This window comes from Burkholderia sp. Z1 (assembly GCF_014893795.1).
GTDB classification, from domain to species: Bacteria; Pseudomonadota; Gammaproteobacteria; order Burkholderiales; family Burkholderiaceae; genus Burkholderia; species Burkholderia theae.
Genome location: NZ_JACFYL010000001.1, coordinates 237,284 through 251,155 on the forward strand (window position 1 = coordinate 237,284; position 13,872 = coordinate 251,155).

Sequence of the window (13,872 nt, forward strand, 5' to 3'; positions counted from 1 at the left end):
CGCGTTACAGCGGCAGTTGCGTGTCGAACTTGATTTCGCGCAGCACGACGCTCGTGCGCACCTGCGACACGGCCGGAATCTTGAAGATGCGCTCGTGCAGGAACACGTCGTAGGCCTTGATGTCCGGCGCGACGATCTTGAGGATGTAATCGGCTTCGCCGGTCGTGCTGTAGCACTCGGTGACTTCCGGGCAGGTCGCGATCTCGCGCTCGAACTGCTCGACGCCGCCTTCGTTGTGGCGGGTCAGGTGCACGTGCGCAAGCGCGCAGACGTGCAGGCCGAGCTTCTCGCGATCGAGCAGCGCCGTGTAGCGCTGGATCACGCCCGACTGTTCCATGTCCTTGATGCGCCGCCAGCATGGCGTGCTCGACAGACCGACCTGGTCGGAGATTTCCTGTACGGAACGGCGCGCGTCGAGCTGCAACAGGCGAAGGATTTTTTGCGAAAAGGAATCGAGCGTCACCTGCGCCTCCATGCGGCAGCTACAACATGCTGAATGTTAGAGGGCCGGGAAAGGAAAGGCAATCTGATGCGGCGCTGTTGAGCGAGATTCGCTAATTTGCCCGCGGATCCGTGGGGATTTGTCCCGCCCCCGCGTCTTCCGACCGATCGGTGTCCGACACGGCGAGGCCCGCGAGCGCGGCCTGCTGCCGGCGCAGGTCGGCGAGCATGTTGCAGAACAGCGCGCCTTGCTCGATCGCGTCGTCGAGCGCCACGTGCGTGTGCGGATGGTCGTCGAACCAGTGCTTCGGAAAACGCGGCTTGATCGCCTTGCGGTACGGCAGGCCCGTGATCGCGAACGCGAGCGTCTTGATGTCGAGCGCCGACCACGAGAACGGGCAACGTCCCGCGAAGCGCATCATGTACCAGAACATGAACGTGAAGTCGAAGCCGGCCGGCATCGCCACGAACACCGGCTTGCCGGGCAGCGCCTCGACCCAGTCGACGTACGCGACCAGCGCCGCCTCGGGCGCCTGCAGGTCGCGCCGGCAGGCGGCCCAGGCATCGGGCTCGGTCTTCCACCACGCTTCCTGCACCGGATGCGCCTGCGCGCCGGGCAGCGTCTCGAGGTTCGCCGAGAACGTCGCGATCAGCTGCTTGTCCTCGGTGTAGGCGGCCGATGCGAAGCTCAGCATCGAGTGCGGGCCGGGAATCGGGCCGTCGGCTTCGACGTCGGTGCTGACGTAGATTTCCGGGATGGCGGTCTGGTTCATCCGAATACCTTGTCGGACACGAACGGGTTCGTGCGGCGCTCGTCGCCGAATGTCGAGACGGGGCCGTGGCCCGGCACGAACGTGACGTCGTCGCCGAGCGGCCACAGCTTCTCCTTGATCGAACGGACGAGATCCGCGTGATTGCCGCGCGGGAAATCGGTACGGCCGATCGAGCCGGCGAACAGCACGTCGCCGACGATCGCGACGCGATGCGCGCGGCTGAAGAACACGACATGGCCGGGCGTGTGGCCCGGGCAGTGATAGACCTCGAGCGTCTCGTCGCCGAACTGCACGGTGTCGCCATCGTTCAGCCAGTGGTCCGGCTCGAAGGTTTCGGCGGCCGGAAAGCCGAAGCGCTCGCTCTGCATCGGCAGCTTCTCGATCCAGAAGCGCTCTTCTTCCTGCGGCCCCTCGATCGGCACGCCGTAATGCGTCGCGAGCGTCTTCGCGCCCGCGCAGTGATCGATGTGCCCGTGCGTGAGCAGCACCTTCTCGACCTGCACGTTCTGCCGCGCGACTTCCTGTTCGATCCGGTCGAGATCGCCGCCCGGATCGACGACGGCGGCGCGGCCGGTCTTCTCGCAGACGAGCAGCGAACAGTTCTGCTGGAACGGCGTGACCGGAATGAGCGTGACTTTCATGGAGACACCGGCGGCTAAAAGGAGCGATTGTACCGGTCGCGCGCGCTGCCTGCCGCCCGCGCGGCGCACGGCGCGACACGCGGCCGAGGGGATTCCCGGAGCATCCCGATTGTTACAACCATAGAGAGAATCAATGGTGTGGAGGGGGTGCTTTTCGAGACAGCCTTTTGGTTTATGTATAATGCGCTCCATTGCGCGTGAATTTCACGCAATTCGCTGGTGTTTCGGCCCCGTTAATTGGGGTGCCGGAAACACCGTCAAGCATCAGCCGCCGGGGAGTCCGGCGGTGTATCCAGCACCGAATATTCGGTGCTCACGTCTTGTCCGGCCGGGTGCTGCGCGCCCGCCTGCGGCCCTGCTGCCGCGCCGCCGGATGAGGCCTGTGCCGCCGTTCCTGTGCGTTGGTCGTTTCGACGCGCGCGAACGTGAAGTCATGTTCGATGGCGGCATGTGGGGTCTGGTCAGGCTGTTGGGGACAGGTTGCGCCAGACGTGAAAGCTAATCAGGACGGTTGCGGCATAGAGATGAGCCGCGCCCATGCTAGCCGCCTGCTCGCATTGCGAGCGGGGCGTGCACGCATTTGCCGTCCGGGCCGCGTGTCTGCGTTGTGAAGCAGCGTCGTCAAGCACCGGCCCGAACCAGAAGGCGACACGTCGATGAACGTACGAATTCCGAGCCGATTCGGGACCATTGCATTATTTTTTGCGTTGACGGGCTGTGCGGTGCCACCCAGCCAGACCACCGGAAGCGCGAACCAGAAGAACGCGGTCGACAAGACGGCCGCTGCCGCGAAGGCGGACAACGACAAGCAGCAACTGAATTTCGATTCCGCGCTGGCATCGATGCCGGCTGCCGACAGCAAGGACGCGAAGAAACCGTCGCTGGCGGACGCCGAGCCGATCGATGGCAAGGATGTGTCCGACTTCCGCCAGACGGGTCGCGCCTCCTGGTACGGGCGGGATTTCCACGGCCGCCGCACCGCGAACGGCGAGCGTTTCAACATGAACGCGCTCACCGCCGCGCACCGCACGCTGCCGCTGTCGTCGTACATCAAGGTGACGAACGCGTCGACCGGCAAGTGGGTCGTCGTGAAGGTCAACGATCGCGGGCCGTTCAAGCGCGGCCGTGTGCTCGACCTGTCGTATGCGGCCGCCAAGGTGATCGGCCTCGTGCATGCCGGCACGGGCCGCGTGAAGATCGAAGGGCTGTCGCCGCAGGAAGCGCGCGAGGCACGCGACGAAATGGTCGCGTCGCTGTCGGCGAAGTAACGCGGCGGTTCGTCCGCTTTTGCACAAAGGGCTGCCTTCCGGCAGCCCTTTGTCGTTTCTGCGCGGCGCTGTCGCGCGTCAGCCTTCCTTCAGCGCGAGCGCACGCGCATACAGCGTGTTGCGCGATGCGCCCGTCAGCGCGGCCGCGAGCTTGGCCGCGCTCTTCACCGGCACTTCTTCCAGCAGCAGCCTGAGCAGCGCGTCGTGGGCGGTGTCGTCGGCTTCGCCGCTCGTTGCCGGCGCGCCTTCGACGACCAGCACGAACTCGCCGCGCTGCCGGTTCGCATCGCCGGCGAGCCAGGTCTGTCCTTCGGCCAGGGTGCCCTGGAACAGCTGCTCGTGTAGCTTGGTGAGTTCGCGCGCGATCAGCAGCCGGCGCGCGGGGCCGAACGCGTCGGCGAGTGCGGCGACGGTTTCGGCGATCCGGTGCGGCGCTTCGTAGAACACCAGCGCATACGGGTGCGACACCAGCGCCTGCAGCGCGGTCGCGCGCTGCTTGGTCTTCGGCGGCAGGAAGCCTGCGAACGTGAACGCGCCGGCCCAGTCGCCGGCTACGCTCAGCGCGGTCACGGCCGCGCTTGCGCCCGGCAGCGGGATCACCGCGAAGCCGGCATCGCGCACCGCGTCGACGAGCCGCGCGCCCGGGTCCGAAATGCCGGGCGTGCCGGCGTCCGATACGTAGGCCACGCGTTCGCCGGCGCGCAGCAGGTCGACCACGCGCTGCGCGGCTTCGCGTTCGTTGTGCTCGTGCACGGCGACGAGCGGTTTCGAGATCCCGTAGCGGGCGAGCAGCTGGCCCGTGTTGCGGGTGTCTTCGGCCGCGATGCGGTCGACGAGGCCGAGCACGTGCAGCGCGCGCAGCGTGATGTCGGCGGTATTGCCGATCGGTGTGGCGACCACATAGAGCGCGGCGCTCGGGTAGTGCTGCGTATGCGCGAGTTCGAGGAGGGCAGTCATGGCGGGCAATGCGCGCAATCGCGGCGCAAGCGGAACAAGGACGGCATTGTGCCACGCGGCGCCGGCTCGGCCGGGCGACGGGCGCGGTTTGCCGCGTGAGGGTGACAACTTTTCCGGCGCGACGGGATCCAAACCGGTCGGCGCGGCGTTCGAGCTGCGCGCGCGGCAGTTTCTCGAACGCCACGGCCTCGGGTTCGTCGCGGCGAACGTGACGATGCGCGGCGGCGAGCTCGATCTCGTGATGCGCGAGCCCGACGGCATGCTCGTGTTTGTCGAAGTGCGCGCGCGGCGCAGCGTCCGGCATGGCGGCGCGGCCGCGAGCGTCGGCTGGCGCAAGCGGCGTCGGCTAGTCGCGGCGGCGCTCCAGTTCTGGGCGCGCCACGGTGCCGGGGCCGCGTGCCGTTTCGACGTCGTCGCGTTCGAGGCCGGGCGGCTCGTGTGGCTGCGCGACGCATTTCGTACCGACGATGCGTAGCCGCGAGCTGTGACCAGATGTAAAGAGTTCTTGCCGGACCCCCGGAGAGGGTGTCGGAGTACGGTAAACTCGCCGCACCCATGATGTCGCGTGATGCGAGCCACGCGCCCAGTTCACCAGGAATCGATGTCAGTCGAACGTATTCAGCAACATTTCCGCGACAGCGTCGCGCTTCATGCCGAAGCGGCCGACGCGCTGTCGCTGCCGATCGCAGCCGCGGTCGACGCGATGTTCGCCGCGCTGGCGAACGGCAACAAGATCGTCGCCTGCGGTGACGGCCCGTCGGCCGCCGCCGCGCACTACCTCGCCGTGTCGCTCGTCGGCGGCTTCGAACGCGAGCGCCCGGGCCTGCCCGCGATCGCGCTGGCCACCGACGCATCGCAGGCCGGCCTCGTGGGCACGGCGGCTGCGGAACAACTGTTCGCGCAGCAAGTGCGTGTGCTCGGCCAGACGGGCGACATCCTGCTGGTGCTCGATCCGGGCGGCGCGTCGCCACGCGTGCTGGCGGCGATCGACGAGGCGCACGAGCGCGAGATGACCGTCGTCGCGCTGACGGGCGGCAACGGCCACGCGGTCGCGGCGGCGCTGTCCGACACCGATATTCCGATCAGCGTGCCCGCCGTTCGCGCGGCACGCATCCACGAAGTCCATCTGCTGACTATCCACTGCCTGTGCGACGGCATCGACGCGATGCTGCTGGGTGAGGATTGAACGAAGGAGAGCCGTCGATGAATCAAAGCCGCGTCAAACAGACGCTCGTCAGAACCACGCTGCTCGTCGCGCTGACGGCGGGCCTCGCCGTGTCGCTGCAGGGTTGCGTGCTCGGAGTCTTGGGCGCAGCGGCCGGTGGTGGTGCGCTGATCGCGACCGATCGCCGTACGCTCGGCGCGCAGACGGAAGATCGCGAGATCCAGGTCAAGGCGCTGTCGCAGATCAACAGCGGGCTGCCGGACCAGTCGCACGTGAACGTGACGGTATTCAACCGTCGCGTGCTGCTGACGGGCGAAGTGCCGAACGATGCATCGAAGCAGCGCGCCGAGGAAATCGTACGCGCGATCAACAACGTGAACGGCATCATCAACGAACTGTCGGTCGAGCCGGCGTCGTCGCTGTCGTCGCGCGCGAACGACTCGTATCTCGAAGGACGCGTGAAGTCCGAGCTGATCGCGACGAAGGGCTTGTCGGCGAACAACTACAAGATCGTCAGCGAGCGCGGCAACCTGTATCTGATGGGCCTCGTGACGGTCGACGAAGGCAACCGCGGCGCGGAAGCGACGAGCCAGGTGCCGGGCGTCGAGAAGGTCGTGAAGGTGTTCCAGTACATCAAGCCGCAGGACGCGCAGGCGCTGCAGGCCGCGTCGCCCGCGAGCGGCGCGTCCGGCGCGCAGGCTGCCGCCGCGCCGGCGGATGCCGCGACGGTCGGTGCGGTGCCCGACGCGTCGGTGCAGTCCACGCCGCTGCAGCCGCCCGCGCCGATCTCGAATTCGTCGAACGTGCACCCGGGCAACCCGAAGGCCCCGTCGCAATGAAGATCGCGCAGATGAAGCAGATGAAACAGTGGGTGGCGCAGGGCGCCGTGGCCACGGCGCTCGTGGCCGGCACGCTGGGCGCCGCGCACGCGGACGTCGGCGACGGCCTGAAGGTGGCGCGCAGCAACGCATGCATGGGCTGCCACGCGGTCGACCGCAAGCTCGTCGGCCCGTCGTTCAAGGATATCGCTACCCGCTACAAGTCCGATCCGCAGGCCGTGCCGAAGTTGTCGAAGAAGGTGAAGGAAGGCGGCTCCGGCGTCTGGGGTGCGATTCCGATGCCTGCGCATCCGCGCATGAGCGACGCCGACGTCCGTTCGGTGGTCGAATGGGTGCTGGCTGGCGCGCCGTCAAAGTGACGCGTTCGGGGTGACGTAACCCCTATTGCCAAGCGCGGAAATGCGTGTGTATGATGGTCGACTGTTGGGGCGGTAGCTCAGCTGGGAGAGCGTCGCGTTCGCAATGCGAAGGTCGGGAGTTCGATCCTCCTCCGCTCCACCAACGGAATTCGAAGGGCTCGGTCGTATGAGGCAGGAAGGAGAATTTTGCACTGGGTGCAAAGAGATGCTTCCGTTTCCAGAGTGTGGCCTTATGCATCGCAAACAACAAAGCCGGCCTTGTGCCGGCTTTGTTGTTTTGGAACGACTAACCGTGGCTCAGCTGTGCCCGCGTACGGATTAGACGACTGCTCGTGCAGGAACCGGCGCATACGATCCATCGGCTGATCCAGCGGGCGTACGACGGGCGGTTCGCCCGAAGCGGACTCTTGGCGTGGATGCAGGTATCGTCGGCACGCGCCGAGCACGACAGCCTGCGCCGGGTGAAAGACCTTCACTACTACCTGGGCCTTGTCGCCGTGCATCTGTAGGCCGACCTGATCTCGGCGGCCTACACGGTCCTGGTCTTTCTGGTACGGCTGGGCGTGCTCTGCCTGACGGTACCCTTGTTCGTGATGCCGCGTTCGTCGGACTGGTCGACAGCCTGGTGCACTGCGATGTGCGGCGCTTCGGCGTCGGCTGCGAATCGGGTTTCGTCTATCACCGCGCAAAGGCCAGCCTGATGCCGCTCGTCGTGCTGCCCTAGGTGCCCTATCTAGCGCTGCCAGTCAGTATCAGCCCCTTGCAGGTGTTGCTGCCGGCGGCGGCGTTGCTCGGGCTGGCCATTGACATCGTCGCCGGAAGCGTCAAGAAGTATCTTTAGAGATCACGCGCGGGTCCGCTGGGCCCGGGGTCTGAGACCTTGCATCAGTGACAACCGCCGCCCAGTGCCTGCATGCAGTCCCGAAACGATTGGCAGCCCGAGAGGGCCAACGTCCACGCGAGCAGCAACGCAATCCCCATCCATTTCCTGACCATCACGCGACTCCCTCGCTGAAAAAAACGACACTCGTCGTCGACATCGGTAACTCGCCCCGGCACTACAGATCCACATACGATGTCTGCTGCGACGGCACGAGGCGCGGCGGCGGCGTACACAGGCAAATACACAGATCATCGCTCAGCGCCGCCTGTCGCCCATCGGGGCCTGTCGTGGAGACGCGCGAACCTTCGCACAGGATGTGTCCCATGGTCTTGCAGACGGGACACCAGACCGGATCGGTCTCGTACGCCTGCTCGCGGCCGCCGAGCAGATCGTGCGCGTCGCCGCCCTGCACGACCCCGCCGACCGTCGTCAGGTCACCCTTCACAATATCGTAGCGGCGCATCGTTCGGCCCCGCTCAGACCGAGCCCGGTCGCGCGCGCAGGCTGTTCACCAGCGTGTCCCACGTCTGCAGCGCCCCCGCTTCGTCGACCGGCGAGGTGGCCTGGTCCGGCGGCAGGTCGTCGCGCGCCGGCGCGCCCAGCAGCAATTCAACCGAGGTATGCGGCTGCGCCACCGTCGCGGGATTGCCCGGCGCGAGCAGGTAGAAGCGGTATACCGTGACGTCGCCGTCCTTCAGCGCAAACAGCACTTCCTCGGCGTCCATGCCGGCCACCGTTCGCTTGCCCTGCCGCAGGATACGATAGCTGCCGGGCATGCGATCGAGCTTCGCACGCAATGCAGGCAGACTGCTGGTGAGCGGCTGGGATTGGTCCCCATCCGCCGCGTCGCGCAACTTGATCACCAGCAGCGCCGGCCGGCCCGGCATCAGCGCGAACGACTGGCTGACCTCTTCCGTGTAGGTCGACGGACCCGTGACGATGCCGCCATCGAAACAGAAACCCGGCTCCGTCGGCACGGTCCAGTTATCGCGCACCTTGATGCGTCGGTAGGTATCGTTATAGATGTTTTCAGCCCGGTCCAGCACATCCGCGCCGATCATGCCCGTCGTATGGACGAGCGTGCGGTTCGCGAACAGATAGCCCTCGGTATCGAACGGCAAAGTCGCTGCCTTCGCCACCGCATCGTTGAAGACGAAAACCCGCGAATGCGGCACCGGAGAATACGCTTTTTCCAGCCACGCATGGCCCGTCTTCTCCTTCAGATTGACGGGATTCACGCGTTGCTTGGTGCGCAGTTCCGTCTCGCGCGCTGCAACCTTCGCGTCGTAGGTCTCCACCGGCACGTTGTGCGTCGTGACGAGTTTTTCTCCGCGGTACTTGTAACTCTCATTCGAGATCTCGCTCGAAGCGGGCCGGTCGAACACGAGGCGACCGATGCACCACGGACGTACTTTGGACAGCAGAGGATTGTTCATCGTCGATTCCACGGAAAACGCAAGAGAGCAGGCACACAGACCCGCCAGCAAAAAGAGTGTGCGAACGAAACGCGCCATCATGCCCCTCCCGGCACTTCGATGTCTTTCACGATCTGCACCACACTGTAAAGGAGCGCCCAGCGTGTCCAGGGATGCGCATAGCTCTTCATGTGCTCATACCCGGCCTGCACGAATGCCATCTGCACGCCCTTGGCCGGATCACCGGGCACATCCGGCTTCAGGCCACGCGCCTGCGCGTCCGCCGACCATGCCGGCACGGTGCCGTCGCCGCGAATGATGCCGGTCTTGCTCGCCACGCGATTCCAGTCGGTCGTGGCGCTCACGTCGGGGATCTTGTTCGTCTTCTGCATCGTGAACGTGACGCTCAGGTTGCGCTGCTCCAGCAGCACGCGGAGTTCGCCCTTGCCCGAATCGTGCAGCAGCGTGGCGGCGCGGAGCTCGGATTCCTGTACATCGGCCGGTACGTCGCCAGTCCAGATGGCGTTGCCCCACGCCAGCAAGTTCTTGGTCAGCTCTCCTTGCTCGACGGTGGGCTTGTCCTTGCTGGCAGCCTCGGTCGTCGTGTCGGCCGCAGGAGATAGCGTGTCCAATCCCCCATTGCCATACGCGACATACGTGTTGCCATGGTAATGATTCGTCAACTGGCTCTGCCGGATAACCACCTGCTTCAAGGTGGCCTTGTAATGGTTGACCAGGACATTGGCGCCGGTCGCATCCTTGCCCAGTCGTTTTCTCACCCGCTTGGCTGGATCAAGCTGATCTTCCTTCGGCAGCAAACCGTACCAATCGGCATTGAGATACAGGTCGTTGTAGGCGTCGCCGTTCTTCGGGAACTGCATGAGCACCGTTCCGTCGGGTCGGGAGAAAATCCACCACGCCGCGCCGTTGTGATAGTCCGGCATCGGTGTCAGTTCCATCGGCCCCGGCGCGTTCGCCATCACCGCGATGAATTCGTCCGCATCGCGTCCGAGCAGGCTACCGTTGATAAATCCGTTCATGCCGCCTTCGGGACCGCCGCCTGTCTTGTAACGCTTGGCCGCCAGCGGCGCCCCGGTGGCCGGCTGCGCGCCGTGAAATACCCCGTGGATCGAGCCTTCCGCGCCATGGTTCAACACGGCAAAGCGAGCCACCAGACCACCCATCGAATGCGTCAGGATGATGGCCTTGCCCGTATCGTTCTCCTTGCAGATCTCGGTGATGCCCATGAGCCGTGTCTTCTTCTTGGTCTGCGGATCGGGACAATCGACACCCGTGACCACATCGCGCCCCGAATCGTCGTTCGACTGCAGCCAGTTGTAGCCGATTGCGTAGACACGATAGCGGAACTTGACGAACCGCTTGAACTCCGGGGACTCCTCGGTGATCGCCTCGCCTTTTCCGTACGCCCCGTATTGCGTCGGCGCGGTGTCGAGCACCGGATGCAGTGCCCACGTCTCGCCCTTCGGATCGGGCTCGCACCAGGCGCCTTGCAACTTGGCACACAGCATGGGGTTGTTCAATTGTTGCTCAAGCCACAGCAGTACGGGCTGATAGCTGGTTCGGTAGACTGAACCCCAGCCACGCCGCCGCGCCTCCTTTTCGGTGATCGTCTTGCCATCGCCCACGTTGATCGGTCCGAGCGGCGTCACCGACACACTGAGCGGATCGAAACGGCTCTCGCGCGACGATGCGCTTTGAAACCACCCGACGATGACCGACAAAAATCCGCCGAGCATCGCACCGACCGTGTCCATGTTCGGAGCGAAGAAGGCCTCTTCGCCTGTGTCCGCGGTGACGATCGGCGAGCCCATGACGCCGGGGATGAAGATCACCGGGATGATGGGACGCAGATCGTGCAACGTCTCCTTGGCTCGGGTATCGTCGGGCGGCGTCAGGGTGGCATGGGCGTAGGAGTCGCCCCCTTCGTCGGTATGCGATGCCAGACGGACGACTTCCTGTTCGGCCTCGTCGTCGCCGGAACCCTGGCCCGGGGTACCGGGACTGTCAGGCTGATTTTCGGTCATGGATGCTCGCTGGTAGAGGTTGCGTGCGCCGCCTAGGCTTTGCTGGCGCCCGGTCGTAGCGCACGGATCATGACGGTTTCGATATCGTTGTTCTTCTGCTCAGTGGTATGGCCGAGTTCGTCGGTGACACCGCTCAGGCGCGTGCCATCGCCACGAACGATCTCGTACGGATGATTCTTGAGCGGATCGCCCGTGATGCGGTCGCGCAAGATGTACTTGTCGTTGAACGCCGGCTTGGGGAGGCTGTTCATGTGCTCGGCCACCGAACTGGGCCCCTGTCGGCTGAACGACGCCGACTTGACGGTTCGCGCACCGCGGGTGCCGTCCTCGATGCCTTCGGCGGTAATCCGGATGTACGAGCCACCACACTTGAGCATCAGTTCGGTCTTGGCGTCGATCACGATGCTGCCGTTGTTGCTCTTGAGTGTGAGGCCGAGTTCGGAAAGCAGGCGCAGCTGGTCGCTGAGCGCCTGGATGTCGACCGCGCCTTTTCCGGCGATCAGCTTCATGCCGGCACGCTGGACGAAGATGCTGATTTTTTCGGCAACGCCCGCCACCAGCGATTTGCCGACCGCCCAGTAGGTGTCCTTGCCGCTCACCAAATTCAGGTGTTCGTCGGCCACCAGCTGCGCCGACGCGCGTGTGGTCAAGCCCATGCTTTCCTGACTCGACCCGAGCATGACGGGCTTGGCAAAGGCGTTCGCGTTGCCGGTCCCGCCGCCGGCCGTGCTGCCACCATTGGAGACGCCCGCCTTGCTGTGCTGGGTCGCCTTCGCGAACGCGGCGAGGGCTTCGCGTCCCGGCTTCAGATCCTCGCCCCTGGCTGTCGCGCTGGCGGAGGACAGCGACTCGACCAGCAGGTCGGCGCGTGCCAGGATCTCGCGTGGCTGGCTGGTATCGAGAGGCTGGCCATCGACGCTGGTGGAATGGGTACTGAAGTACAGACCCTCGCCCGCGTGAATCGCGCCGGCGTTATCGGTACGCAGCGTAAAGCCGCTACCCACATAGGCGCCCCGGGTATTGCCGTTCTGGACGATCTGGTAACCGAGATGCAGGCCGCTCATGCCGTGGCTGCTCATCACGCGCATCCGCGGCTGGCCGGTCGAGTCGTCCATGACCTGCTGGTTGTAGCCACCGCCGCCGCCATACTCCCGTGACTGATAGCCGGACAGCAGGCCGTTCGAATGCCACTGTGGTTTCGCTGCGCCGTTGTACACGCGGTGAAGCGCAATCGGGCGGTCGATGTCGTTGCCGATATGGCCGATCAGAAGTTCTTCGCCCGCACGCGGCATGTGGACGCCGCCATAGCCCTCGCCGGTGTCGGATTGCGCGATGCGCACCCAGCACGAGGCGCGCTCGTCACCTTCGTTGAGCCGATCCCATATGAACAGCACCTTCACCCGGTTCAGTTCATCGGTGTAGCATTCCTGGCCTTTTGGGCCTGCCACGATCGCCGATTCCAGCTTCGCTTCGGGCTTGCGATGTTCGAACGGGCTGCGGTACGGCACTGTCGTGCGCTGCGCCTCGATGGCGATCCGGTAAAACCCCGTCGATCCGTCAGCATGGGGCACGCCGAACGTCTGGGCGGGATCGTCGCCACGGGCCCGCGCTAGCGCATGACTCAGGCTGTGGGGGAAATTCGTTTCATGTCCGGAGAGCGGCAGGTTGTTCTCGATGGTCCATTCCACCTCGATGCTCGCGAATTCGTTCTGGTTCGCGGCATCCTGATCGTGCTCCGGATGTCCAGTCAGCGTGAAGCGTCGCCCCGCATCGAAGGCACGCAGACCGCCGATGCCGTGAAAGCGCTTGGCCTGCGACTCCCACTCCTCCATCCGGATCTTCGACAGATGGTCGCCGCGATCCTGTTCGGGATACGTATAGCCGCCGGTGTATTCATAGACTTCCGCTTGCACGGGCAACGCGCCCTGGTTGGCCATCGTCGGCACCGATGTCTCTTTCGGATTGAAGTGCGTCGAAGGATTCTTGTAGTCGAAGGTGCGCGTCGACAACAACACGGATTGCAGCGTCCGGGTTCCTGCCCATTGGGTCAGTGCATCGGCCTCGCTGTGGATACCCGCACGATAGAACTCAACAGTGGCCGGCGACAGCGGTTCGAGTGTGTCGAGGCGATCAGTGATTACCAGCGTATGCGATTTGCCATCGGTCGCCTGCTGCCAAATGCCGTACAGACCTTCTGATTCCAGGAGCCGATGCACGAAGTTCCAGTCGGCCTCGTCCTGCCGGCAATAGGAACGTGCCGGCAGCGCCTTCGAAAGCGCAAAGCGGTACATGCCCTTCGCCTGCGGATGCCCGTCGAATACGTCTGCAATGATTTCGTCCGCAGTCTTATCCTGCCAGTGCCGCTGGTCGCGACGGAACCTCAGGAAGTGCATCCACGAGGAAAAACCTAGCTGATAGCTCGTAAGACCACCGTCCGCTCCCAGCCGGCGGGCCGTGTGCACGTAGCCGTGATGCGGGTGATAGGAACCGTCGGCCTGCTGGATCCAGAGGGTCACGGCCTGGGAAATCAGCGTTTTGAGCTGAACATCGCTGGACGTGGAGACGCAATCGAGCAGGAAGAGGTAATCGCGGCCGATCCGTGAACGTCCGGTCACGCGGTGGGGCAGCAGGACATTCTGACCTGCCGGCGTGTCGAGTTTTAGAAGACGATCCTGTTGCGATAATTCGCCAGTTATTGCCACGACTATGTCACGCGTGCCCATACCGCCTCTCAGTGGTTTATTTTTACTTTCCGCGCGATTCTACGGTGAAAATTCATGAACGATTATTAGGATTTGAAAAAATCCAGAGTGACTAAGTGCCCAACTTATATTGGGGCCTGATTAATGGGTGAACATTCGCGCAAACAAATCCTGCTTGTGTGACGGGGCTCGCACATCTGCAGCGCGTGTCGACTGATTTTCTTCCACGCAACCATACCTGTATCGAGTGGGGATATTTGTATCGGAAGCGGGCCATAACCACGACCACGCCGCATACACAAAGAGCAACGAAATCAGAGCACCTAGGGGAAAGTGCGGGGAATTGCTTCCACCCGCTGGGTCTCCGTTTTGCGGAGGTCTTTG

At 64.4% G+C, this 13,872-nt stretch carries 13 protein-coding genes, 1 tRNA gene and 1 pseudogene; 7 read left to right on the top strand and 8 right to left on the bottom strand.

The window, feature by feature from the left end:
* Window positions 1-4 precede the first annotated feature (4 nt).
* The 3 genes from H3H55_RS01035 to H3H55_RS01045 form a co-directional block, all read right to left on the bottom strand.
* On the bottom strand, window positions 5-475 hold the full coding sequence (locus H3H55_RS01035; protein WP_006477376.1) for an Lrp/AsnC family transcriptional regulator: 471 nt from the start codon (window positions 473-475) through the stop codon (window positions 5-7).
* Between the two features lie 79 nt (window positions 476-554).
* Window positions 555-1,214 carry an exonuclease gene (locus H3H55_RS01040; RefSeq protein WP_193097453.1) on the bottom strand — a complete coding sequence of 220 codons (660 nt, stop codon included), beginning with the start codon at window positions 1,212-1,214 and terminating at the stop codon, window positions 555-557.
* Complete coding sequence (locus tag H3H55_RS01045; protein WP_048248141.1) at window positions 1,211-1,855, bottom strand: MBL fold metallo-hydrolase; 645 nt, start codon at window positions 1,853-1,855, stop codon at window positions 1,211-1,213. Before H3H55_RS01045 ends, H3H55_RS01040 begins: the two co-directional genes overlap by 4 nt.
* A gap of 656 nt (window positions 1,856-2,511) precedes the next feature.
* On the opposite strand from H3H55_RS01045, the gene H3H55_RS01050 reads away from it, so the two are divergent.
* Window positions 2,512-3,123, top strand: a complete 612-nt coding sequence (locus tag H3H55_RS01050; protein WP_193097454.1) for a septal ring lytic transglycosylase RlpA family protein — start codon at window positions 2,512-2,514, stop codon at window positions 3,121-3,123.
* Window positions 3,124-3,201: 78 nt separating this feature from the next.
* On the opposite strand, the gene rsmI is transcribed toward H3H55_RS01050, so the two are convergent.
* Complete coding sequence (rsmI, locus tag H3H55_RS01055; RefSeq protein ID WP_193097455.1) at window positions 3,202-4,080, bottom strand: 16S rRNA (cytidine(1402)-2'-O)-methyltransferase; 879 nt, start codon at window positions 4,078-4,080, stop codon at window positions 3,202-3,204.
* A 46-nt stretch (window positions 4,081-4,126) separates the two neighbouring features.
* Here rsmI and H3H55_RS01060 point away from each other — a divergent pair, with 46 nt between their 5' ends.
* The 6 genes and pseudogenes from H3H55_RS01060 to H3H55_RS37640 form a co-directional block, all read left to right on the top strand.
* The gene (locus H3H55_RS01060; protein ID WP_193099429.1) at window positions 4,127-4,555 is read left to right on the top strand and encodes a YraN family protein; all 429 of its coding nucleotides are present in this window, start codon (window positions 4,127-4,129) and stop codon (window positions 4,553-4,555) included.
* Between the two features lie 126 nt (window positions 4,556-4,681).
* Entirely contained in the window at window positions 4,682-5,266 is a 585-nt protein-coding gene (locus H3H55_RS01065) for an SIS domain-containing protein (RefSeq protein ID WP_048248145.1), read from the top strand.
* Between the two features lie 17 nt (window positions 5,267-5,283).
* Complete coding sequence (locus H3H55_RS01070; RefSeq protein WP_129513472.1) at window positions 5,284-6,084, top strand: BON domain-containing protein; 801 nt, start codon at window positions 5,284-5,286, stop codon at window positions 6,082-6,084.
* Window positions 6,081-6,443: a c-type cytochrome gene (locus H3H55_RS01075; RefSeq protein WP_193097456.1), complete on the top strand. Its 363-nt coding sequence runs from the start codon at window positions 6,081-6,083 to the stop codon at window positions 6,441-6,443. The genes H3H55_RS01070 and H3H55_RS01075 overlap by 4 nt, the downstream gene beginning before the upstream one ends.
* Window positions 6,444-6,509: 66 nt before the next feature.
* A tRNA-Ala gene (locus tag H3H55_RS01080) sits at window positions 6,510-6,585 on the top strand.
* A gap of 178 nt (window positions 6,586-6,763) precedes the next feature.
* Window positions 6,764-7,284: pseudogene (locus tag H3H55_RS37640) on the top strand (TIGR03747 family integrating conjugative element membrane protein); the annotation flags it as partial.
* 217 nt (window positions 7,285-7,501) lie between these two features.
* On the opposite strand, the gene H3H55_RS01090 reads toward H3H55_RS37640, so the two are convergent.
* From H3H55_RS01090 to H3H55_RS01105, 4 genes are all read right to left on the bottom strand, one after another.
* Entirely contained in the window at window positions 7,502-7,789 is a 288-nt protein-coding gene (locus tag H3H55_RS01090) for a PAAR domain-containing protein (RefSeq protein WP_129513474.1), read from the bottom strand.
* A gap of 13 nt (window positions 7,790-7,802) precedes the next feature.
* A complete protein-coding gene (locus H3H55_RS01095; RefSeq protein ID WP_193097457.1) occupies window positions 7,803-8,762 on the bottom strand; it encodes a T6SS immunity protein Tli4 family protein in 960 nt (319 codons plus the stop codon).
* A gap of 77 nt (window positions 8,763-8,839) precedes the next feature.
* Complete coding sequence (locus tag H3H55_RS01100; protein WP_129513475.1) at window positions 8,840-10,786, bottom strand: esterase/lipase family protein; 1,947 nt, start codon at window positions 10,784-10,786, stop codon at window positions 8,840-8,842.
* A gap of 32 nt (window positions 10,787-10,818) precedes the next feature.
* The gene (locus H3H55_RS01105; RefSeq protein ID WP_129513476.1) at window positions 10,819-13,509 is read right to left on the bottom strand and encodes a type VI secretion system Vgr family protein; all 2,691 of its coding nucleotides are present in this window, start codon (window positions 13,507-13,509) and stop codon (window positions 10,819-10,821) included.
* Window positions 13,510-13,872 lie beyond the last annotated feature (363 nt).